The 22,371-nt window shown below is 69.4% G+C and carries 19 protein-coding genes; 12 read left to right on the top strand and 7 right to left on the bottom strand.

Going from position 1 to position 22,371, the window contains the following annotated elements; genetic code table 11:
* Window positions 1-59: 59 nt before the first annotated feature.
* The 7 genes from AB0915_RS21640 to AB0915_RS21610 all read left to right on the top strand — a co-directional run bounded on the left by AB0915_RS21640 (window position 60) and on the right by AB0915_RS21610 (window position 9,272).
* Window positions 60-1,691, top strand: coding sequence for a SagB family peptide dehydrogenase (locus AB0915_RS21640; RefSeq protein WP_366692639.1), 1,632 nt, complete (start codon window positions 60-62; stop codon window positions 1,689-1,691).
* Window positions 1,692-1,739: 48 nt separating this feature from the next.
* Entirely contained in the window at window positions 1,740-4,436 is a 2,697-nt protein-coding gene (locus AB0915_RS21635) for a lantibiotic dehydratase (RefSeq protein WP_366692638.1), read from the top strand.
* Complete coding sequence (locus tag AB0915_RS21630) at window positions 4,436-5,500, top strand: thiopeptide-type bacteriocin biosynthesis protein (RefSeq protein ID WP_366692637.1); 1,065 nt, start codon at window positions 4,436-4,438, stop codon at window positions 5,498-5,500. Before AB0915_RS21635 ends, AB0915_RS21630 begins: the two co-directional genes overlap by 1 nt.
* Window positions 5,497-6,738 (top strand): M50 family metallopeptidase, encoded by a 1,242-nt coding sequence (locus AB0915_RS21625; protein ID WP_366692636.1) that lies wholly within the window; start codon window positions 5,497-5,499, stop codon window positions 6,736-6,738. Before AB0915_RS21630 ends, AB0915_RS21625 begins: the two co-directional genes overlap by 4 nt.
* Window positions 6,731-7,684: an ATP-binding cassette domain-containing protein gene (locus AB0915_RS21620; RefSeq protein WP_366692635.1), complete on the top strand. Its 954-nt coding sequence runs from the start codon at window positions 6,731-6,733 to the stop codon at window positions 7,682-7,684. The genes AB0915_RS21625 and AB0915_RS21620 overlap by 8 nt, the downstream gene beginning before the upstream one ends.
* Window positions 7,681-8,526 (top strand): ABC transporter permease subunit, encoded by an 846-nt coding sequence (locus AB0915_RS21615; protein WP_366692634.1) that lies wholly within the window; start codon window positions 7,681-7,683, stop codon window positions 8,524-8,526. The genes AB0915_RS21620 and AB0915_RS21615 overlap by 4 nt, the downstream gene beginning before the upstream one ends.
* Before the next feature lie 212 nt (window positions 8,527-8,738).
* A complete protein-coding gene (locus AB0915_RS21610; RefSeq protein ID WP_366692633.1) occupies window positions 8,739-9,272 on the top strand; it encodes an integrase core domain-containing protein in 534 nt (177 codons plus the stop codon).
* 108 nt (window positions 9,273-9,380) lie between these two features.
* Here the strand turns inward: AB0915_RS21610 and AB0915_RS21605 are convergent, their stop codons facing one another.
* Window positions 9,381-9,659 (bottom strand): hypothetical protein, encoded by a 279-nt coding sequence (locus AB0915_RS21605; protein WP_366692632.1) that lies wholly within the window; start codon window positions 9,657-9,659, stop codon window positions 9,381-9,383.
* 221 nt (window positions 9,660-9,880) lie between these two features.
* Between AB0915_RS21605 and AB0915_RS21600 the strand changes: the two genes are divergently transcribed.
* Window positions 9,881-10,384 (top strand): hypothetical protein, encoded by a 504-nt coding sequence (locus AB0915_RS21600; protein WP_366692631.1) that lies wholly within the window; start codon window positions 9,881-9,883, stop codon window positions 10,382-10,384.
* Between the two features lie 775 nt (window positions 10,385-11,159).
* Window positions 11,160-11,357 (top strand): hypothetical protein, encoded by a 198-nt coding sequence (locus AB0915_RS21595; RefSeq protein ID WP_366692630.1) that lies wholly within the window; start codon window positions 11,160-11,162, stop codon window positions 11,355-11,357.
* A 323-nt stretch (window positions 11,358-11,680) separates the two neighbouring features.
* Here AB0915_RS21595 and AB0915_RS21590 read toward each other — a convergent pair whose 3' ends face one another.
* The 5 genes from AB0915_RS21590 to AB0915_RS21570 form a co-directional block, all read right to left on the bottom strand.
* Window positions 11,681-13,576, bottom strand: coding sequence for a sugar-binding protein (locus AB0915_RS21590; RefSeq protein WP_366692629.1), 1,896 nt, complete (start codon window positions 13,574-13,576; stop codon window positions 11,681-11,683).
* 67 nt (window positions 13,577-13,643) lie between these two features.
* On the bottom strand, window positions 13,644-14,468 hold the full coding sequence (locus AB0915_RS21585) for a carbohydrate ABC transporter permease (protein WP_366692628.1): 825 nt from the start codon (window positions 14,466-14,468) through the stop codon (window positions 13,644-13,646).
* A complete protein-coding gene (locus AB0915_RS21580) occupies window positions 14,465-15,367 on the bottom strand; it encodes a sugar ABC transporter permease (protein ID WP_366692627.1) in 903 nt (300 codons plus the stop codon). Before AB0915_RS21580 ends, AB0915_RS21585 begins: the two co-directional genes overlap by 4 nt.
* Entirely contained in the window at window positions 15,364-16,773 is a 1,410-nt protein-coding gene (locus tag AB0915_RS21575; RefSeq protein WP_366692626.1) for an extracellular solute-binding protein, read from the bottom strand. The genes AB0915_RS21580 and AB0915_RS21575 overlap by 4 nt, the downstream gene beginning before the upstream one ends.
* Window positions 16,774-16,861: 88 nt before the next feature.
* Entirely contained in the window at window positions 16,862-17,947 is a 1,086-nt protein-coding gene (locus AB0915_RS21570; RefSeq protein ID WP_366692625.1) for a carbohydrate kinase family protein, read from the bottom strand.
* A gap of 118 nt (window positions 17,948-18,065) precedes the next feature.
* On the opposite strand from AB0915_RS21570, the gene AB0915_RS21565 reads away from it, so the two are divergent.
* The 3 genes from AB0915_RS21565 (at window position 18,066) to AB0915_RS21555 (ending at window position 21,448) form a co-directional block, all read left to right on the top strand.
* Window positions 18,066-18,824, top strand: coding sequence for a DeoR/GlpR family DNA-binding transcription regulator (locus AB0915_RS21565; protein WP_366692624.1), 759 nt, complete (start codon window positions 18,066-18,068; stop codon window positions 18,822-18,824).
* Window positions 18,821-20,164, top strand: a complete 1,344-nt coding sequence (locus AB0915_RS21560) for a 6-phospho-beta-glucosidase (RefSeq protein ID WP_366692623.1) — start codon at window positions 18,821-18,823, stop codon at window positions 20,162-20,164. The genes AB0915_RS21565 and AB0915_RS21560 overlap by 4 nt, the downstream gene beginning before the upstream one ends.
* 705 nt (window positions 20,165-20,869) lie before the next feature.
* Window positions 20,870-21,448, top strand: coding sequence for a nucleotidyltransferase domain-containing protein (locus AB0915_RS21555; RefSeq protein ID WP_366692645.1), 579 nt, complete (start codon window positions 20,870-20,872; stop codon window positions 21,446-21,448).
* Between the two features lie 275 nt (window positions 21,449-21,723).
* Here AB0915_RS21555 and AB0915_RS21550 read toward each other — a convergent pair whose 3' ends face one another.
* On the bottom strand, window positions 21,724-22,353 hold the full coding sequence (locus tag AB0915_RS21550) for an isochorismatase family protein (protein WP_366692622.1): 630 nt from the start codon (window positions 22,351-22,353) through the stop codon (window positions 21,724-21,726).
* Window positions 22,354-22,371: the final 18 nt, after the last annotated feature.

Raw genomic sequence — 22,371 nt, 5'->3', positions numbered from 1 at the left:
CCGCCGCCTTCCGTGAGGCGTCCCCGCCGGCGCCAGCCCTGGCCGAAGAAGGAGATCCCGTGTCCGAGAACCGCACGCAGGTCGTGAGCGACTATGTGGAGTCGGTGTTCCGGCGCGGCCGGGAGCCGATGCAGCCGGTCGGATTCACCCCCGACTGGGAGGACCAGCCCTCCCGGCACAAGACCTACCTGGGGGTGCGGCGCTTCCCCCTGCCGGCGGCCACCGGCCTGCCGCTGGCCGGCGCCGCGGACGTACTCCTCGGCGAACCGCCCGCCGGCCAAGGCCCGCCCTGGACGCTCGACTCGCTCGCCGCCTTGCTGCGGCTGTCCTACGGCGTCCTCGACCGCAGGCTGCGGGTGAGCTGGAACCAGGACAGCCATGTGCGGGTGCTGTACCCGGAGGCGCTGTGGGGGAGGGGTACCGCATCCGGGGGCGGGATGTACCCGCTGGAGGTGTACTGGGTGGCCGGGCCGGGCGGTCCGCTGACCCCCGGCGTCTACCACTACTCGACGGCGCACCATGGCTTCGAGCGCCTGCTGGCCGGTGATCTCACCGATGAGGTGCGCGCGGCGTGCGAGTTCGGGACCGGGACCGGGACCGGTTCCGGGGAGTCCGACGGCTTCCTCGTGGTGACCGTGCGGTTCTGGAAGAACTCCTTCAAGTACAACAGCTTCTGCTACCACGTGGTGACCCAGGACGCCGGTGCGCTGCTGGGCAGTTGGGAGCTGATCGCGCGGGGCACGGGCCGACGCCTCACCCGCGTGCTGTGGTTCGACGACGAACGGCTGAACCGGCTGCTGGGACTCGAAACCGACCAGGAGTGCGCGCTGGCCGTGGTCCCGCTGCCGTTCGGCGGGCCCGCCGGCGCTGCGACCGGTCCGGCGGACCGCGACGGCGCGGTCGGTCTGATCGACCGGCCGAGCTTCGAGAGGTCGGCGCGGACCCGCACCTTCGAGCAGGTCGAGCAGGTGCACCATGCGGTCCTGGCGGACCGCCGCGAGCGCCCGGAGCCCGAGGCGGCGCGCGGACTCGTACCGGTCTCGCCCGCCGGGGGCGAGGACGTCGTACTTCCCGAGCCGCTGACCGACCGGCTGGGCCAGGACGTTGGCGAGACGCTGCGCTCCCGCCGGACCAGCTTCGGCTCGTTCACCCGCTCCCGCCCGCTCTGCCTCGACGAACTGGGGACCGTGCTGGCCGGCACGGTGTCAGGGCAGCGGTACGTCTCGGACGTGGTGCCCGACGACGTGGGGCTGACAGGGCTGTACGTACTGGCGAACCGGGTCGCCGGGCTGCCCAGCGGCACCTACCGCTACGACGGCGGCGGGCACCGGCTCCGTGTGGTGCGCGAAATGCCGCTCGCCGAGAAGCTGCAACACAGTTACTACCTGAGCAACTACAACCTGGAGCAGGTCGGCGCCGTGCTGGCGATCTCGGGACGGTGGCTCAGCACGCTCGACGCCTACGGCAGCCGCGGCTATCGGGTGCTCAACTCCGAGGTGGGCGCGGTGGCGCAGACGGCCTACACCGCCGCTGCCGCGCTGGGCGTCGGCTGCGGGGCGGTGCTCGGCTTCGACAACATCGCCATCGACGAGTGGGCCGGCCTCGACGACGGGGACGAGCGAACCTTCCTCTTCGTCCTGCTCGGCCACGAACGCGCGGACAGCGCGGACTTCGACTACCGGCTGGTCTGAGAGGGCTGATCCGTGAAATCCAGTGCGCTGCCGGCACCGACGTCACGTGTGACGTCGGCCGCGACCCTGCCCGACCACGAGAGCACGGAGCGCGTGCGGTGGCACCTGGTGCCGAGATTCATGCTGCGCGTCGGCGGTCTCCCCTTCGAAACCGCCGCCGCACTGGCCACTCCCGCGAGCGCGGCGTGGGCGGACGGCGTGCTCGACGCGCGGCGGCGGCTGCGCGAGCGCGGGGCCCGGCTCGCCGACTTCCTGCAGGAGCGGGTGGCACAGAGCCTCGACGACCCGGCGGCCCGCCGGTCGCTGATCAACCTGCGCCGCGACGTCTTCAACGCCCGTGCGCCACGCAGCCTGGCGGCAACCGAGCCGCTGCTGGCGGCCACCGAACTCGCCGAGCTGCGCGAATGGTCCGCCGACCGGCAGCGGCACGAGGCGCTCCTGCGGACCGGCTCCGGCATCCTGGCCGAGGAGAGTGCCGCGGCCCGGCGGGAGCTGCGGCGCGCGGCGACGGAGACGGACCTGCGGCACGGCATCCAGCTGTCGTCCCCGTCGCTCGACGAGTATCTCGACGGTTACCTGCACCGCGCCGGCGGCCCGCTCAGCAAGCGGGAGAGGCGCATCGAACGGTCACTGCTGGAGTACCTGCTGCGCACCGCGTGCAAGACCAGCCCGTTCAGCACCCTGACAGCGGTGTCCGCGGGCCACTTCTCCGAGGCCGGCGGCCGGCCGCTCGTCGCATCCGTCGACGGGTGGGAGAAGCGGGGCACCACCCGGCTGAACATCGCGGTACTCGCCAGACTCTCGGAACTGCTGACCACGAACCCCCGGATCCGTCATGACCTGCCGGTCCGGGCCACCAGCGGAACGCAGGTGCACCAGGACCGGGTCCGCTACCTGCGCAAGCTGCGTGGCGCCGACGGCAACGCGGACGCGGCGGTCACCCTGGACGCGGTCCACGAGAGCCTGTTCTTCCTGCCCGGCGGAGAAGCGCTCGCCGATGTGCTCAAGCTGTTCGGCGACGGCACGACGCTGCGGTTCGAGGACGCCGTACGGCAGTTGTGCGCGATGGACGCCAAGCGCCCCGAGCCGGAAGTGGAACGGTATCTCGCCCACTTGCTCAGGCTCGGCCTGCTCGTCGTGCCGGATCTGCACATCGACATCCACGACCCGGACCCGGTCTCCACCTACCGAAGCGGGCTACGGGGACTGGGGACGGGCTGGGCCGACGACATCGCGACGCTCGTCGAGCGGATGGGCGCGGACGTCGAACGGTTCGCCGGGGCCGGACTGGCCCGCAGGCGTGAACTACTCGCCCACGTGAAGGAGTCGGTGGCCGAGACGCATCGCCTGCTGGGCCGCGACGACACACCGGTCCTGCGCACCCTGGTCTACGAGGACACCACACTGCCCGGGCTGGCGGTGACCGGCGATGCCTCGGCCTGGACCCGGCAGCTCACCCCCGGCCTGCGCCAACTGGCCCGGATCCTAACGGCGTTCGACGGGAACGCGGTACGCAGGCTCGTCACCAAGGGGTTCTTCCGGGCGCGCTACGGCGAAGGCGGCCGCTGCGAGGACTTCCTGTCCTTCGCCCACCAGTTCAACCAGGACTTCTACGACAACTACAACCAGCGCCTGATGCGTCATCAGCGCTTCGACGGCACCACCTTGCGTCCGTACGACAACTGGTTCCGGCAGGAGGAGATCGCCGGCATCGACCGCGCCCGCGCCGCCGTGGCCGAAGAGATGAGAGTCCGGTACGGCGGAGCCCGCGCGCGGGGAGCCGACGTCGAGCTCGACGAGGACTTCCTGGCCACCGTGGAGGAGCTGCTGCCGCGGACGGAGGACCTGCGGTCGCTGTCGTTCTTCCTTCAGCTCGCCGAGAACGGCACCGAGGACCCCATCGTGGTCGTCAACCGGGTCTACTCCGGACTCACCCTGCTCTTCTCCCGGTTCGCGCACTGCTTCGACGACGCCCTCACCGCGTCACTGCGCCGCTCGCTGGACGACGCCGTACCGGAGGGAGCCGTGTTCGCCGAGCTCAAGGGCGGCTACGACGCGACCAACCTGAACCTCCACCCGGTCGTCACCCCCTACGAGATCGTCTGCCCCGGAGAGACCAGCTTCCGCCCGCCGCACGAGCGGATCCCGGTGGAGGACCTGATCGTCGAGCACGACGCGGCCACCGACCGTCTGCGGTTGCGCTCCCGCCGTCTGGGCGTCGAGGTGATCCCTGTCTACCTCGGCTTCCTGCTGCCGATGGCGCTGCCCGAGGTGCAGCAGGTGCTGCTGAACTTCTCCTGCACCACCATGGTCCAGCTCGACCTGTGGGAGGGCACCGGCGTCCAGGAGGGCGCAAGCGGTGTCCTCCCCCGTGTGCGGCTCGGCAATGTGGTGCTGCAGCGCAAGACCTGGCGGTTCGCCGCCGACCAGCTGCCGCCGGTGGTGGCCGGACAGCCGGACGAGGAGTGGTTCCTGGCGTGGCGGGAATGGCAGCGCGAAGCGGGGCTCCCGCGTCATGTGTTCGCCTCGATGGGAGGTGAACACAAGCCGCAGTACGTGGACTTCGACTCCTACGCGTGCGTCCGGCTGCTGGAGACCGCGGTCCGCAAGACCGCCTCGGCGGTGGTGCTCACGGAGATGCTGCCCGGCCCCGATCAGATGTGGCTGCGCGACGGCCGGCACCGGTACGTCACCGAACTCACGGTCCAGCTCGACGGCGTCAACGGAACAGATACGGAGCGGTGATGGACGGCAGGCGAGGATCGAACGACGGCGGTACCGTCGACACGCAGGAGGACGGCGACGGCTGGATCAGCCTGCACGTCTTCTACGCCGCGAATGCCAACCCGGTACTGGTGCACTGCGTACGGCCGCTGATGTCACGCCTTCGTGAACGGGGCCTGCTGCGCTCGTGGTTCTTCATCCGCTACTGGCTGGAGGGCCCGCACATCCGGCTGCGTCTGCTGCCGGCCGACGCTTCGGCGGCCGGCGAAGTCGCCCGCGCGGCGCGGGAGACGCTGGAGGCGTACCTGCGCGAGCGCCCCGCCCTCTACGAGGAGGACCGCAACTCCAGCGGCGACCTCTACAAGAACATGTTCCTCGCCGAGTACACCGAGGAACGCTGGAACGAACTCTACGGCGCCGAAGGCGAGATGCCGTTCCGGGACAACAACAGCGTCGCGCCCATCCCCTATGAACGCGAGCTGGACCGCTATGGTGGCCCGGTCGGCATGGAGCTGGCCGAGTGGCACTTCCAGGAGTCCAGTGAGACGGTGATGGTGCTGCTGGAGACCACCAATGTGCATGTGCGGACCGTACTGCTCGGCCAGGCCGCGCAGTTGACGGCAGGACTGTGCTTCGCCCTGCTGCGGGACGAGGACGCGGTTGCCCGGTTCCTCGTCCGCTATCGCACCATGTGGGAGACCTCGTACCAGGAGCCGAGCGACAGCCAGCACGAGCGCTTCGACCGCTCCTACGAGCGGATGAAGGACCGGCTGGTGCCCCGGCTGCGGCATGTACGCGACAGTGCCTGGGGCGACCCGGCGGCGTCGCCCACCCCGCTGGAGGGGTCCTGGCTCGCCCACTGCGCCGAACTCCGCGACCGCGTACTGAAACTGGCCGACGCCGGACACCTGACGTTCCGTGACGGAGCTGTGCCGGACCCGCAGGACGCGTTGGCCATTGTGCTCAGCTCCTACGTCCACATGACCAACAACCGGCTCGGGGTGAGCATCCTGGACGAGATCTATCTCTCCTACGTCATCTGCAGAGCCCTGTCCGACATGGCACCCAAGGAGGCGCTGCGGTGACCGGAACGGCCTACGACCGGCCCCGGCTCCGGCCCGAGGTGGTACTCGGCCCCGCCCTGCGCTCCGGCCCGAAGACCGTGCACCACGTCAAGGACGCACGCACCGGCTGCTACTACCGGGTCGGCCCCCGTGAGCACTTCATCATGGGGCTGATGGACGGCGGTCACACCCTCGAGGACATCGGACGCAGCTATACCGACACCTACGACCGCCGGCTGGGGCCCGCGCACTGGCAGCAGATGTTCACCATGCTCGGCCGCTACCAACTGCTCGACGGATACGCCGACGATGCGGCCCTGGACAAGCTCAGACAGGCCCACGAGGCCAAGGAGTCGGCACGGCAGAGCCGGCTGCGCCGGCGCTGGGTGATGCTGCGCCCCGACCGGTTGTGCGCCGCTCTGGCCGCCCGGCTGGCGTTCGCCTTCCGTGCGGTGTTCCTGATCCCCGCGTTCATCCTGGTGACCGCTCTGCAGGTGTTCGTCTGGACGCACCTGTCCACCCTGACCCACGAGGCGACGCACCAGAGTTCCTGGGTGATCACCGTGCCGCTGTCGATGCTGCTGTTCTGGGGCATCACCGTGCTGCACGAGTTCGCCCACGGCGTGACCTGCCGCCATTTCGGCGGCACGGTCACCGAGATCGGGCTCAGCTGGCGGTTTCCGATGCTGACCCCTTACTGCCGCACGGACGACATCGTGCTCTTCCACCGACGCAGGGCCCGGGTGGGCACGGCGTTCGCGGGCGTCTTCGTCAGTCTGCTGGCGCTCGTGCCGGTGCTGGCCTGGTGGCTGCTGGCCCGTGACGGGGTGCCCGGGCGCTCGCTCGCCGCCGGGCTGCTGCTGTTCGGCAGCGGAGCCGCCGTGATGAGTCTGCTGCCGGTTCTGCGATCGGACGGTTACGTCATGCTCACCCACTCGCTGAACATCGTCGACCTGCGCCGCGAGTCCTACCGGTTCTGGCGGCTGCGACTGCGCCGGCGCGACCCCGCCGTCCGGGAACAGCTCAGCGCCTACCCGCCCCGCGACGCACGCGCCTACGCGATCTACGGCATCACCTCGCTCCTGCTCCTCGTGGCGGCCTACTGCGCGCTGATGTGGGTGTGGTTCGGCACCCTTCAGCGCTGGACGGGCCCGGTGTGGGCGGTGGTGATCCTCGCCGTGGAGTCCGTGGTGGCGGCCGGCATCCTCGGGCTGGCCGCGCGAGGCCGCTCCGGTGAACGGCAGGCCGCCGATGCCTGAGAGCGGCGACGACATCGCGATCCGCACCAGTGGGCTGACCAAGCGGTACGGCCCGGAAACCGGTGTGTTCGACCTCGACATGACGGTCCGGCGCGGCGAGGTCTATGGATTCCTCGGACCGAACGGGTCCGGGAAGAGCACCACCATGCGGATGCTGGTGGGGCTGATCCGGCCCACCTCGGGGACCGCCACGGTGCTCGGCCACCGCGCCGGGACCCGGAGCAGCCTGCGCGGGGTGGGAGCACTGATCGAGGCACCGGCCCTGTATCCGCATCTGTCCGGCCGGGACAATCTGCGCGTCCTCGCGGGCTACGCGACCGTACCCACGGCCCGCATCGAGCAGGTTCTCGAAGAAGTCGGGATGACGGCCAAGGCGGATGTCGCCTTCCGCGCGTACTCGCTCGGCATGAAACAGCGCATCGCGGTGGCCGCCGCGCTGCTGAAGGACCCTGCTCTGCTCATCCTCGACGAGCCGACCAACGGCCTCGATCCGGAGGGCATGGCGGGCATGCGCGAGCTGATCACCGGACTGCGCCGGGACAACCGCACGGTGCTGCTGTCCAGCCATCTGCTGGCCGAAGTGGAGCATCTGTGCGACCGGGTGGGCGTGATCCGGCACGGCCGGCTGATCGCCGAGGGAACGGTGGCCGAGCTGCGCCGAGGGGTCGGCGAGGGTGGTCTGACGGTGACCGTGGACGCGCCCGAGCGTGCCGCGGAGCTCGTACGGCAGTTGCCGGCGGTCCGCTCGGCGATCGTCGGCGACGGGGAGCTGCGCGTGGTCGTCGACCCGCGTGAGGCGGCCGCCGTCAACAGGCTGCTGGTGGTGAACGGGCTGGAGGTCAGCGAACTGCGCAAGCAGGTCCTCTCCCTGGAGGACGTGTTCCTCGACCTGGTGGAGGGCCACCGGCCCACCGGACCGGAATCCATGGAGGTGGTGGGCAGTTGAACGGCATCCTTCGGGCCGAACTGCTGGCGACACGCAAGCGTCCCGGTGTCTGGGTCGTCGGCGGGGCATGGGCCGGCCTGGCGGTGGCCTTCGGCATGGTGGTGCCGTATGTCGTCTGGCTGGCCATCAGGAACCGGCCGGTCGGCTCGGCGGGTGATCCGGAGCAGCTGATCGGCGGCGTGCTGCCGGACAAGTTCCTGTCCGGCACAGTCGACCTGTACCCGATGTTCGGCAGCGCGCTGATGCTGATCCTCGGCGCTGTCCTCGTCGGCGGGGAGTACCGGTGGGGCACCTGGGGCACCCTTCTGGTCCAAGGACCCGGCCGGAGCTCGGCGGTACTCGGGAAGGCCATGGCGGCAGCGGTGGCAGTCCTGTGCGTCACAGTGCTGGTGCTGGTGGCGAGCGCGGGGGCGAGCGGGCTCGTCGCGGCACTCTCCGGCCGCCCCGCCCACTGGCCGGACGCGGCCACGCTGCTGGGCGGAATCGGCGCCGTCTGGCTGATCAGCATGGCCGCGGCGAGCCTGGGCATTTTCCTGTCGATCCTGCTGCGCGGCACTGGGGCGGCCATCGGAGTGGGCCTGCTCTGGCTGCTGGCGCTGGAGAACCTCGTTTCCGGACTGGCCGGCACCCTTCCCGCCCTCAAGTGGGTGCAACGGCTACTGATCGGACCGAGCGCCGGGTCGCTCGCCACCGCCCTCGATCCGTCCGGCAAGCCGAACACCTCGATTCCCGGGGTTGTCTCGGTTTCGGGCCCCCTGTCCGCGAGCCTGGTACTCGCGGCGTACGTGGTGGTGTGCCTCGGCCTCTCCTGCCTGTTCGTCAACCGGCGGGACGTGACCTGAGCGCCAGTGATCCCAGCCCGGGAGAACCCGCTTTGGGGACACCGGCGGATACGGGGCGAGCTTGCCCAGTTGGGCATCACCGTGGCGGCGGCCACCGTCCGTGCGGTACTGCGGCAGAGCAACGTTCCGCCCGCGCCCAGCGAGCCTGTGACACCTGGACCGCCTTCCTACGCGCCCAGGCCTCCGGGCTCCTGGCCTGCGACTTCTTCTACGTGGACACCACCTTCTGCCGGCGCCTGTATGTGCTGTTCGTCATGGAAGTCGAGACGCGCCGCGTGCACATCCTCGACATGACCGCCCACCCGAACCGGGACTGGGTAACCCGACAGGCCAGCCATTTGATGGTGACGCTGGAGGACCGGGTGGACCACTTCCGGTTCTTCCTGCGCGACTGGGACGGCAAGTTCTCCGACGCCTTCGACGCAGTCCTCGCAGGCGCCGGCGTGCAGGTCCTGCTCTCCCCACCGAGATCACCGAGGGCGAACGCCTTCGCGGAACGCTGGGTCGGTACCGTCCGCTGCGAGTGCACCGCGCGCATGCTCATCCTGAACGAGCGGCACCTGCGCACCGTCCTGGACACCTGCACCGACCACTACAACCGGCACCACCCCCACCAATCACTCAGCCAACGGCCTCCCCAGGCCGTGGAAGCCGGCCAGACAGCCCCGGTGATCCCGCTCGGCGACCGCATCCACCGCATCCAACTCCTCGGCGGCCTCATCAACGAGTACCAACAGACGGCCTGATTCGGGCTGCGCAAATGACCTGACCAACGGCCCGATCCGGGGTTTTTACGCGGGACAGGGCGGGCTCAGCCCACCTGGGGGAACGTGGTCATGAGTCGGCGTGCAATGTCATACCGTTACGAAGCCGTCGGTCCACTCGTCGCCGTCGATCGTGTAATGGTCGATGTGGAAGCACAGCGGCTCCTTGGAGAATCCTGGCGACTTTCGAGCCTCGATGATCCGCGATTCTGCTTTTCCGCGGCTTGAGTAGACCCCGAGGAGTTTCACGTCGTCGCCTCCTTCTTCGTCTGCCCAGAAGTCATCCTCGGTCTTGAAGTGGCGAATCTCGCCGTCCTCCTCCGCGCGGTGATGCACATGCCAGAGAAGGTAGGCCGAGTCCTTGTCCATTGCTGCACCGCCGCCTTACTCGATTCAATTGCGCGAAAGATGCTTGCGCACCTTGTTGTAAATGATACTCGGGCCCTTTTTGTGGGGTGGCCTGTATCCGCCCTCCTTCATTACTCGATCGGTTGCGGAGTCGAGCGTTTCCCTTGGCCCCTTGCGCTCTCCCTTGGTGAAGTCGGGAACATCGTTCCCAGCGCCTGCTCGCGCACGGCCCCCTGGACCTCTTGCCCTTCAGGCCGCCCAGTTCCGACCGATGGCACAGCGGCATCGGACTTCCGCTGGGCATCCTGGGCCAGGCCCAGCTCTACACCACAAACGCGGGCACGCGGATCGAGGGCAAGGGGCACTTGCCTCTGTGCAGGCGCACCCGGGATCGGGGCGTCGCGGCCAACGACGACCTCCTGACCGTTTCCGATCTGCTCGCCCGTGACGACTTCGACTTGGGCAGCAAGTGCGGTGGCTGCGCCGTACGGAGGCTCACCGACACTCAGCTCTCCATTTACCGTGCAGCACACCGGCTGCACGACGTCACGAGGCAACTTGACGACGAGCGTACGCGCCGCCTCTCCGTCGACCTGGACGTGGTGATCCCACAGCTGGAAGAGCTGGCGGACTGGCGGCCGGTCGAGGAAGAGGGTTGGCATACCAACGATTCCTGGCGATGGCGCGAGGCCGTCCGGGACCTGCGACGTAAAGCTGAGAAGGTGCGGCGCGAGAACGCTCTCTAATCCACGCTGCCTTCGGAGGCTGGCAGGGGGAGGGAGGGCAGCCTGTGCCGGCGCGGATGGTGTCCCTTGGGGACCAGTTGGGGACCACACGGTGTGCGCGATCCTGCCCGGTCTGCCTCGATAGGCGCGGCCTGCGTCCATGAAATCTACCTTTTGTTCGGACAATTTCGGCGACCCTCACTCCTGGGGGTCAAGGGGTCGCAGGTTCAAATCCTGTCGTCCCGACAGTGATGTCGGAAGTTCTCGCAGGTCAGGGGCCCTCTTTGGAGGGCCCCTGACGTGTTGGTGGGAGCAGTCTGGGAGCACTCTTCCGCTCCCCGTGCCCCCAGTCGTGGTCGGCCGCGTCAATTGATGTTGACCGGCTATCGCCCGATCCGGTCGAGATGGCTGTGCTCCCGCGGCGGCGGGCCTGCGGCTCCCGGCGTCTGCTGGTCAAGGGGTCCGCTTGCTCCCAATTCTTCCATGGGGGTCGTGTGAATGAGCGACCCTTTGTCAGATTTTCTTTCGTCTACGGTGCCTTCGTCGTCGGTGTCGCCGTCGGCGTTGGCGGCAGCGCGCTCCCTTCCTGACCGTGCTGGGCCCACGTCTTCATGACACATAGTTATCGACTATGCGCGTTGGGAAGTGTCGTGCTCGAGGTCAGCAATCATCGAGAGGCCGCCTCGTTCGCGCAGTCGCTCCCCCCGCGGTCGCGGCGCTATTCCTGGCAGTTCCCGCAGCGGCACATCCCTCCGCGCCGCATCCAGGCGACGGCGGGGAGGAACTGGCCATCGTCTTGCAGGAGCAGTTCGACCAGGGTTTCAACCCCTGGCAGGCCGTCGGCCGCTCGGCCTCGACGCCCCGGAACGGCAACCAGCAGGCCACGACGACGACCGCGGTCCGTAACCTCACCGGCCATCCGCCGTGCACGTTCGACGACTTCTTGGCCGACAGCCTGCAGCCCCTGCTGGCCATCGCGTCACAGGCATCCTGAACGCCCTGGACCGGTGTCGGGGTGGCAGCCAGCCGTGGAGCCGTACTGTCGGCGAGTGCATTGAACGAGCCCCTGCCGGAGCAGCGGGGGCATCAACGTGCGTCAACTGGCAATGACTGCGCTCGCGGCTCGTGGTCAAGTGGCCGGGCCGGGATTTCGAGGTGCCGTGACACCAGGATGGCATCAACGACCGGCTGGAACTGGATCCGTTCGCTTCGGGCCCTCCGGCCGTCGTCCCCGGGACCGTGCGCTCGGGCAGGGCCCCGGGGGCTGGGGGGTGTCATCGGGACGCAGGGCGTCCCTGGAGTGGGCGGGGGGCGACGTCACCCACGTCGGTCACCGCCACCGGTGCGCGGGCCGACCGCCAGCGGAATCCCGGTACGGCGCGACTGCGCCACCGATGCCGGCGAGTCCTCGCTGCGCGCCGCATCCGTGGGGATGACCGGTTCGGCCGGTGTGCTGGACCGGTCCGCAGGCGGGGTATACCCCTCAAGCCGCGCCGTGCCCCATACATACGGATCTGCCTGGGCGCTGCCGTAAGGCGACCAAGCCAGCCGGGTCTGGCCGGTCTTGTCGTCGGTGTCGGAGTCGTAGACCATCACGTTGAGGGCGAACGCCTCCGGGTCGGCAGCCGCCGGCAGCTCGCCCAGTGGGATCTTCGCCTCCAGCGTGTAGCCGGCATACAGCTCGGTGACCGTGGCGACGACGACCATGCCAGGCGTGGTGTCCTTCGCGGGGCCTTGGTGGTTGTCGGCGTCCCGCTCCGCCACCGGCCCCCCGCCGTTCGCCGAGAACGGGAAGATGCCTGTCTTGAAGGTGACGGAGGTGTCGTCGGCCGTGCCACGCGGGTCGATGGCGATCTCCACCGAGTCGGTCCGCCAGTGCCGCTTGAGGTCTCCCTCGCCCAGCGCCGCGCCCGCCCGGTCGTCGGTGACCTTGACGAACACGTACAGGTCGTCGCCGTGCCGCGCGAGCCTCGCCGTCCCCGAAATGTCGTCCGAGCCGACCTCCTGGCCCTGCCAGTACACCAGCGGCAGTTCGGGGCCCGGGTACTCGCCTTCCCGCTCCACACCGTCCAGTACGGGAGCGGTAGCCACCTCGGGGATGACGGTGGACGGGGCAGCCGGGTAGCGGGGCTGCGTGTTGTTGGCCAGCCAGGGCAGGCCGACGCGCTCCGCCCAGGCGGCGAACTCCGCGTATATCGGCCGCAGTCCGGACTGCGGCCGCACTTCGGACTTCACGGCCTTGCCGTGCGTGGCCAGCATCGTGAACCAGTCGGAGCCCAGCTTCTCGGGGTCCGTCGGCACCTCAGACGGATTGGAGGCCCACCCCTGGGTGGCGTACGTGCGGGCTGCGTCTGTCTCCACCTGGGCCCAGCTCACACCGTGCTCGCTCGATCGGGTGCCGGAGAAGACGCCGAAGACCGGCAGCCCGGTGTTGGGATCGGTGCGGCGCTGCTTGGGCGCGTCGGGGCCGAGGAGGCTGCGGAAACCGTAGTTCTGGGCCAGCAGCAGCCGAGGTCGCCAGGGACGGTAGTGCTCGCGGGTGATCTGTGTGGGGAACGCGCCGGGGTCGCCGGCCAGGAAGAACGCCTCGATAGCCAGCCGCGCGGAGAGCTGATGCCCGCCGTGCTGGTTGAACGGGCGCGGGTCCATGGTGACCACCGTGTCGGGGGTGGTGGCGCGGATCAGACGGACGACGCGCTCCAGGGTGTCACGCTCGTCCCAGATCCCGGCGGTCAGCGGCGCCGAGAGGGTGTACCAGAAATCGGCCTTGTCCAGGTAGTAGATGTTGTCGATCCCGGCGTACGCGGTGGCCTTCCGCTCCTCGCCCTCCCGGATCAGCCCGAGGCCCGGCCCCTCGTCGAGGCCGATGGCGTTCCCGCCGCCCTCGCCGCGAGTGATGGTCAGGACGCCGGTGCTGACCCCGTACTGCTCCCGCCACTGCCCGAACGTGGAAAGGTTGCCGGCCTCGTCGTCGGGATGGGCGCCGACGAACAACACGTCGCTGTGGGCCGGGTCGTGACGCCCGCGCCCGCTGCGCTGCGGGCGCGGGGCGCTCCAGCCGTCTGCCCGGGCCGCGGGCGCGGGCACGCCCAGCGCCGCACCGACGAGGCCCGAGGCCAGAGCGACCGCGACGGTGCGCCGACTCGGTCCCGCGGCGCCTTTTGCCCCGTCGGCGCCGACTGTGCCGCCGTGCTCCTGAGTTAAATTCGCCACCGTGCGCCTCCATTTGTTCTTGACTTCTTGACGGACGAAATTTGCGGGCGGCACTGCGCCGCCCTCGCTACTCCTTCACCGCGCCCGTCAGCATGCCCTCGATGAAGCGGTGCTGCAGCGCCACGTACACGACCACCACCGGCAGCGCGATCAGCACCGACGCCGCCGCCAGCAGTGACGTCTCGGCCGTGTGCTGGCCCTGGAAGAAGGCCAGGCCCAGCGGGACCGTGCGCAGGGACTCGTCGCTGATCATCACCAGGGCCATGAGGAACTCGTTCCATGTCCACATGAAGGTAATGACGATCATGGTGGTGATGGCGGGCCGGCCCATCGGCACCAGGATCCGCCACAGCGTGGTCCAGGTGGAGGCGCCGTCCATCCGCGCCGCCTCGATGACGGAGCGGGCGCTGCCGCGGAAGTAGGCGCGCAGCCAGAAGACGCCGAAGGCCAGCGACTGGGCGATCTGCGGCAGGATCAGCGCCCAGTACGTGTCCGTCAGCTCCACGTACCGCAGGTCGAAGTAGAGGGGGATGACCAGCGCCTCCTGCGGCAGCGTGAGGCCGATGACGAACAGATAGAAAAGCACCGTCGAGCCGGGGAAGCGCATCACGCCGAAGGCATAGCCGGCCAGGATCGCCAGCACCGCCGTCGCCACCACCACGACCGCAGTCACCAGCAGCGAGTTGCCCAGGTACGTACCGAAGTGGCCGCGGGTCCAGGCGTCGGCGAAGTTGCCCCAGTGCAGGCCGCCTTCGGGCAGTGAGAAACCGGTGCCCAGCGCGCCCTGGCGGCCGAAGGCGGTGGAGAGGATGCCGATCACCGGCGTCAGCGAGACGATCGCGAAGAGCGTCAGGATCGCGTACGTGGCGCCGCGTTCGGTGCGCGAGATCATGACCGCCGCCCTTCGACGAGCCTGGAGACCGTGACGGTCAGTGAGAAGATCAGGACCATGAGGGCGACGCCGACCGCAGCCGCCGAGCCGACCTGGTTGGTCTCGAAGGCCCGGTGGTAGACCTCGTACGCCGGCACCGACGTGGAGTTGCCCGGGCCGCCGCTGGTGGTGATGTAGATCAGGTCGAAGTTGCGCAGGCCCGCCACGATGGTGAGGGTCAGCGCCACCGCTGCCTCCGCCCGCAGGCCGGGCAGCGTGACGCTGAAGAACTCACGTATCGCGCCCGCGCCGTCGATCCGCGCCGCCTCGTACAGCTCGCGCGGGATGCGCTGCGCGCCGGCGAGGAAGAGCACCATGCACAGCCCGGTCTCCACCCAGGTGCCGACGGCGCCGACCGCGGACAGCGCCCAGTCGTAGTCGCCCAGCCAGGCCCGGGTCAGCGAGCCGAGACCGACGGCCTTCAGGGTGTCGTTGAGCAGGCCGTCGGGGGCGAGGATGGAGCGCCAGGCGACACCGACCACGACCATCGCGAGGACCTGCGGCAGAAACAGCACGGTGCGGAAGAAGGTCATGCCCTTCACCCGGATCCGCGACATCACGGCTGCCAGTAGCAGGCCGATGGCCACCGGCAGGACGGCGTAGAACAGCAGCAGGACGAGCGCGTGGACGAACGGCGCGCGCAGGCTGGGATCTGTGAAGAGGTCCGTGTAGTTGCCGAACCCGGCCCAGGTGGCCCGCGTCAGCCCGTCCCAGTGCAGCAGCGACAGCCACACCGACTGGCCGAAGGGGTACAGAAGGAACGCACCGTACAGGGCGAGTGCCGGCAGCACGTAGAGGTAGCCGATGGCGCGCGGCTCGCCGGGGGCGCGGCGGCGGTACCGGTCCCGGAGGGCGGTCACTTCGACCCCGTCGAATTGTCGCGCTGCTTCTTCATGAAGCCGCCGTAGTCCCTTTGCAGGGACGCCGCGAAGTTCTCGGGGTCGCTGTTGCCGGCGATGAGGTCCTGCAGCGCCTTGGACGTGGTGTCGTAGAAGCTCGGCGTGGCGTAGTCGAGGTACGGCACCAGCCCGTCACCTGCGGTCAGCCTCCGCCAGCCGGCGATCATCTGTCCCTCGCTGCTCTCCGGGTCGATCTCGGCCGCGGCCCGTCCCGGCAGCACGGGCAGCACGCCGTGCTCGGTCATGACGTCGGACGCGTGCGTGTTCGTGATGAAGTCAAGGTAGGCGGCGGCGACTTCGGGGTGATGGGACCGCGACGTGATCGACCAGGCGAGCCCCTGGCCGCCGGTGGTCATCGGGTTGGCGTCGGCCTTGGTGGGCGGCGGCGGGATGAGGCCCAGCTTGCCGCCCATCGGCTTCTTCAGGTCGGCCTGCAGCCAGGTGCCGGTGATCAGGTACGCGCCGTCGCCGCCGGCGAACTTCTTTGCGGCGTCGTCGTAGCCGAGCCCGTTGGCGCCCTTGGGCAGGTAGCCGTTCTTGACCCAGTCGGAGAGGGTGGCGGCCGCGTCCTTGGTGTAGGCGTTGTCGAAGCCCTGGCCGCGGCCGAGGACCGTGTCACGAGCCTGCGCCCCGCCGAGCTGGTCCTGGAGCACGCCGAATGTGTGGATCGCCGGGAACTTGTCCAGGTTGCCGAACTGGATCGGCAGCTCGTCCTTCTGCTTCAGCGTGCCGAGGCTCGCGGTGAAGTCCGCCCAGGTCTTCGGCGGCTTCACGCCGGCCTTCGCCAGGACGTCCTTGTTGTAGTAGATGCCGACGAACTCACCGGTCTGGGATATCCCGTAGAGCCGGCCAGTGCCGAAGCGGTGGCCGTCGGTCGAGACCCGGTTGAGGTTGAGCAGCGTGGTGGGGTAGCGGGTGTTCCAGTCGTAGATGCCCGCGTACGTGTCCAGCGGGGCGAGCAGCCCGGCCTGGACGAAGGACACCATGTCCGGGTAGCCCTGGTTCGCCTGCACCACGTCCGGCGGCTTGTTGCCGGATATCGCGAGCTTCAGGGTGGTCTTGAGGTCGGAGAAGCTCCGCGAGACCCGCTTGATGCGGACGTTCGGGTACTTCTCCTCGAACTCCTTGTTGAGCTGCTCGATCTCGCCGTTCGTGCCGCCACGGGTCTCCTGGTCCCACACGGTGAGCGTGATGTTGCCGGCGCGCGCCGGATCCGGTACGGCCGTGCTCCCGGCCCCGGCTGCCCCGCCGGCCTGCGACCCGTCGGTGCCCGGCACGCACCCGGTGGCCAGCAGGGCCAGACCGGCGACGAGGGTGACCGGCAGCATGTTCCGCCTGGCGCGTCGTGTGCCGGTACGCGGCACCATCGCGCGAACTCCTCGCATTCCCACTCCTCGTCTCAACGGGGTCTCACTGGACGTCTCAGGGGACATCGTCGGGGACGCCTCATCGCGCTCACTCGCCCCGGAAACCGATGGTCGGCACCGCGCGCAGCCGCGGTCCTGGGACCTGTCCCGCGGGGACCAGCTCGTCCAGGAAGGCGTAGCGCCGGGCCAGTTCGCCGGAGCCGTGCGGACGGCGCACCGTCTGCCACCATGTGGCCACCTCCGGCCAGCCCGGCGCGGCCAGCGAGCCGCCGAAGTGCTCCACGGACAGGGCGGCGGTCAGGTTGGCGAACGCGAGCCGGTCGGCCAGCGGCCATCCGGCGAGCGTCCCCGTCATGAAGCCCGCGACGAAGACGTCGCCCGCGCCCGTCGGGTCCATGGCCCGCACAGGCACCCCGGGCACCTCCGCCGTCTCGCCGGTGACCGAGTCGATGGCGACCGCGCCCTCGGGGCCCATGGTCACGACCGCGATCGGCACCAGCTCGGCCAGCACGCGCACGGCCTCCTGCGGGGAGTCGGTACGCGTGTAGTGCTGGGCCTCCGTGGCGTTGGGCAGGAAGACGTGGCAATGACCGAGGTCACGCAGCGCCGCCGGATCCCAGCGTCCGCTGTCGTCCCAGCCCACGTCGGCGAAGATCTTGCTGCCCTGCCGTTCCGCCTCTCTCAGCCAGTCGTCCTGCCGACCGGGCTCGAGCGTGGCCACGCAGGCCCGTGAACGCGGCGGGCCGCACGTGCACGGCGGGGGAGATGGGTGCTCGTGCGTCACCATCGTGCGCTCGCCTTCGTACGCCATCGACACCGTCACCGGCGAGTGCCAGCCGACCACCCGGCGCGAGTGGCTGAGGTCGACCCCCTCGCTGCCGGAGAGGCTGTCCCAGCAGTAGTCGCCGTACAGGTCGGTGCCGAAGGCGGACGCGAGCGTGGTGCGCAGCCCGAGGCGGGCCAGCGCGGTGGCCATGTTCGCGATGCCGCCGGGGCTCAGCCCCATACCGCGGGCCCAGTTCTCGGTGCCGCGTACGGGGGCGTGGTCCAGGCCTGTGAAGATGATGTCGAGGAACACGGTCCCGGTCAGGTACACGTCGTACTCGGGGTCGCCGGGGAGGCGTATGTCTGCCAGCGGGTCGAAGAATTTCGCGACCGTCGAAGAAGTGCTCACCTGCGTGCCCTTCCTGATCGGAGCTGCATGTTGACCGACACCTTGCACCGAGAGTCGTGTGCATGCAAGAGATCGATCAGACTCGTGCACAGTTGCTCAACTGGAGTAAATTGCGGGCATGTTGCGAGAGGCGCGGCACCGCAGGCTGCTGACCATCCTGGGCGAGAAAGGCGTGCTCCCGGTCCGGGAGATCGCCAAGAGGCTCGGTGTGAGCGAGGCCACGGCCCGTCGTGACCTGACCGAGCTCGACGACGCCGGCCTGCTCACCCGCGTCTACGGTGGGGCGGTGGCCGCGCGCACCGACGACGAGCGGCCCTTCGCCGAAGTGGCCGTGGACGACCTGCCGGCCAAGACCGCGATAGCCGCTCGGGCGGCCGAGCTGATCGAGGACGGCGACGCGCTCCTGCTGGACATCGGCACCACCACGCACCAGCTCGCCAAGCTGTTGCGCGGCCGCCCCGTCACCATCGTCACCAGCAACCTCGCGGTGTACGAGGAGTTGCGCGACGACCCCGAAGTGCGGCTGATTCTGCTCGGCGGGGAGGTGCGCCGTAACTACCTCTCCGTGGTGGGCTTCCTCACCGAGTCCAATCTGCGTGAGTTGTACGTCGGCCGGCTCTTCCTCGGCGCGAGCGGTGTGCTGCCCAGCGGCGGCGTGTTGGACAGCACGCACGTGGAGGTGCCCGTGAAGCGCGCCATGATCGCCGCCGCGCGGCAGGTCGTGCTGCTCGCGAGCGCCGGCAAGTTCCCCGGCGAGACCGGTCTCGCCCGAATCTGCGGGGCGCCGGACATCGACGTCCTGATCACCAACGACACGTCGGACCCAGCCACGCTCGCGGCGTTCCGCGAGGCCGGGACGGAGGTAATCACCGTATGAGGCTGACTCTGCTGGGCGGCGGCGGGTTCCGGGTACCGCTCGTGTACCGCGCGCTGCTGACGGACGACGGCGACGCGGCGGGCCGGTGCACCGAACTGGTGCTGTACGACACCGACCGGCGGCGCCTCGACGCGATCGCCGCGGTGCTGGCCGAGCAGGCCGCACAGCTCACCGGGCCGGGGCCGGGCCGCCCGCCCGGCCCGGCCGTACGCACCACAACGGACCTCGACGACGCCCTACGCGGCGCGGACTTCGTCTTCTCCGCGATCCGCGTCGGCGGCCTGCAGGGCCGCAGCTGCGACGAGCGCGCCGCCCTGGGCGAGGGCGTCCTCGGTCAGGAGACGGTCGGCGCGGGCGGCGTGTTGTACGGCCTGCGCACCGTGCCGGAGGCGGTGCAGATCGCCGAGCGGGTCGCGGCCGTCGCGCCCAATGCCTGGGTCATCAACTTCACCAACCCGGCGGGCATGGTCACCGAGGCCATGCAGCGCGTCCTCGGCGACCGCGTCATCGGCATCTGTGACTCGCCGGTCGGGCTGTGCCGGCGCGCCGCCCGCGCGGTGGGTGCCGACCCCGACCGCGCGGGCTACGACTATGTCGGCCTCAACCACCTCGGCTGGCTGCGCCGGGTCACCGTCGACGGCCACGACCGGCTGCCCGAACTGCTGGCCGACGCCGCGGTGCTGGAGTCCTTCGAGGAGGGCAAGCTCTTCGGCGCGGACTGGCTACGGACGTTGGGCGCGCTGCCCAACGAGTACCTGCACTACTACTACTTCAACCGCGAGGCGGTCGCCGCGCTGCGCCAGGCACCGGCCACCCGTGGGGAGTACCTGCGCGACCAGCAGGACGTTTTCTACGCTCAGGCGGCCGCCAATCCCGCCGGTGCGCTTGAGGCGTGGGAGCGTACGCGCCGGGAGCGCGAGGCGACGTACATGGCCGAGAGCCGGGAGAGCACGGGCGGCTGGGAGCGCGACGCCAGCGACCTCGAGGGCGGCGGCTACGACCGCGTCGCGCTGGCTTTGATGCGGGCCATCGCCCGCAACGAGCGCACGACGCTCATCCTCAATGTCCGCAACCGCACCGCAGTCCCGGGCCTGGACTCGGAGGCAGTCGTGGAGGTGCCCTGCCTGGTGGATGCCGCCGGCGCCACCCCGCTCGCCACCGGCGCCGTGGCGCCCGACCAGCTCGGGCTCATGCTGAGCGTCAAGGCGGTGGAGCGGGCCGTGATCGAGGCGGCGGCGAGCGGTGAACGCGCCCCCGCGCTGCGGGCGTTGGCGCTGCATCCGCTGGTCGACTCGGTGTATACAGCTGATCGCATCCTGCAGTCCGCATACCCGGCGTAGCCCGACCCGGGCTATGGCACGACCAACCCGGCGGAAATGACTGCGGCCTGGGGTGCGCAACGGCAGTACAAGTCTTCGATCCAAGATCGGCCGCATTGCTGGGGGGCAAGGCGTCGCAGGTTCAAATCCTGTCGTCCCGACTCGTGAGAGTCGCAGGTCAGGTCCGGTTTCGGAGAGATCCGAAACCGGACCTTGATCATTTTTGGGGACCACTTGGGGACCGGTGCTCCCTGACTGACGTCAGCGGGTGGACGACGCTCCTCGAGGGGCAAACATTGCCGGTCACGGGACAGCCCTCAGCTTCCGAAGTCGCCGGTGAAGATGAGCACGCCGTGGAGGAGTTCCACCTTCTGCGTGGCGGTGGGCCGGCGGGACAGCCCTTAGGGCTTCCGCGGTCATGGGGGCTGCGGGCGCCGGCAGGTGAACAGGTTCTGAGAACCGATTGAGGATCAGCAGGTATCCGACAGCCCGGTTTCAACCTTGCTCCGGAAAAGGGCCGTTTGTGAGAGTTCGAGTTGCCAGTCTCACCCGGCTGCCTGTTACGTTGACCTGCTTTGCTCCGATCGGAAGGAAAGCAATGGATGTCCCCTCCTTGCACAGCGAGTTCCTCAACGACGCGCTTCCCCGGATCCGGCAGGATGCGCGCGTGGTCGGCGTGGCGATCACCGGGTCCATCGCAGGGGGCCACCCCGATGGGCCTCCCTGGTGGCCGGATTCACCGGGGAGCATGTCGGTGAGCCGCGCCTGATCATCACGCTCGTCGGGCCGCCTCTCCTGCACGTCGACTTCAAGTTCGTGCGGGCTTCCGACTTCGCTGAGCGCATCGAGAATCCGGAGGTCCTGTGGGACCGGGACGGAATCCTGGCCGGTGTCCTCGCCCAGCAGCCGCTGGCCACTCCGTCGCTCGACCTCCAGTGGTTCGAGGACCGGTTCTGGACCTGGGTGCACTACGGCGCGACGAAGCTCGGTCGCGGTGAACTGTTCGAGACCATTGGCTTCCTTAACTACCTGCGTGAGACCGTGCTCGGCCCCTTGGCCGCTCGCCGGGTGGGCGCAATCCCCCGCGGTGTATGCCACCTCGAGACCATCGCGCCCGAAGAGGCGCGCGACCTTCAGACGACGCTGTGCGGCTACGACCGCCACGAGGCCGGACAGGCCCTCCTCGCCGCCGTCGATCTCTACCGCCGGTGGTCCGATGGCGGTGGAGCAATCGTTGAACGCCGTCGCCATGCCGAGAAGCTCACCCTGCAATACCTCCACGACGTCATCGACCAAGGACACTGACTGAAGCGGGTCGGTACACGGCCGACTGAAGTACCTCCCCGCCCTTGTCGGCTCATGACGCTCAGCCCCCGCCGCCGTCGGCCTCGTCAGTTCCGGCGCGTCCGGGTCCCGCAGGGGCCGCAGCGCACCGGCGGCGGGCGTGGAGGCGGTGAAGCTGCAGCGGCCGAGCACGTTGAGGTTGCGGTGCTTGAGCGGGGAGAGCGACGTCCTCGTCCCGGTCCGGCCCGGAGCCAAAAGTGATGCTGCGCCGTGAGGCGCAGGAGCACCTGGCCAGGTCAGCTCTGCCTGCTGTACGCAGCTGAGATCTGGCCGACCAGTACGGCGAACGCCATGTCGAGGGCCTCGTAGGTTTCGCCCGCCTCGGGAGCCGCGTTGTCGGCCAGGATCTCCACCATCAGCGTTGCATAGTCGCTGACGATCACTCCGGCCTGCTGGAGGCGGACGATGCCGGTCTCGCGCTTGGTGTCGGAGAACGTGCCGGATGCGTCGACGGCCACGTAACTGTCGTATCCCTCGGCGGCGGCAGCAATTGCCGGGAGGGCGGCGCAGACCTCAAGGGAGATGCCGGTGAAGATCAGCTTCTTGCGTCCCGTGGCCTTGATCCGGTCGTGCACACGGCTGTCGTGCCAGGCGTTGACGGTACTGCGGTCAATGACATCGGTGCCCTGGGGAAGAACCTCGGTGAATTCCGGAATCAGCGGGCCCCACATGCTGTCCGCCGCGGTCGTCGTGACCACCGTCGGCAACCGGAGTACCTGCGCGGCCCGGGCGAGAGAGACGACGTTGTGCTTCAGCTCCAGTAGGCCGGTGTCCCGCACACCGCTGTAGAGGCCCACCTGGTGATCGACCAGGACCACCGCGGCGTTTTCGCGCGTCAGGAACTGCTGGAATTTGCTGTCGGGCATGGTGCACTCCGAACGGTG

This window comes from Streptomyces sp. NPDC048411 (genome assembly GCF_040704695.1).
In the GTDB taxonomy this organism is placed as follows: Bacteria; Actinomycetota; Actinomycetes; order Streptomycetales; family Streptomycetaceae; genus Streptomyces.
The sequence above is the reverse complement of the archived record's forward strand: the minus strand, read 5'-3'. Positions and strand labels throughout refer to the sequence as shown.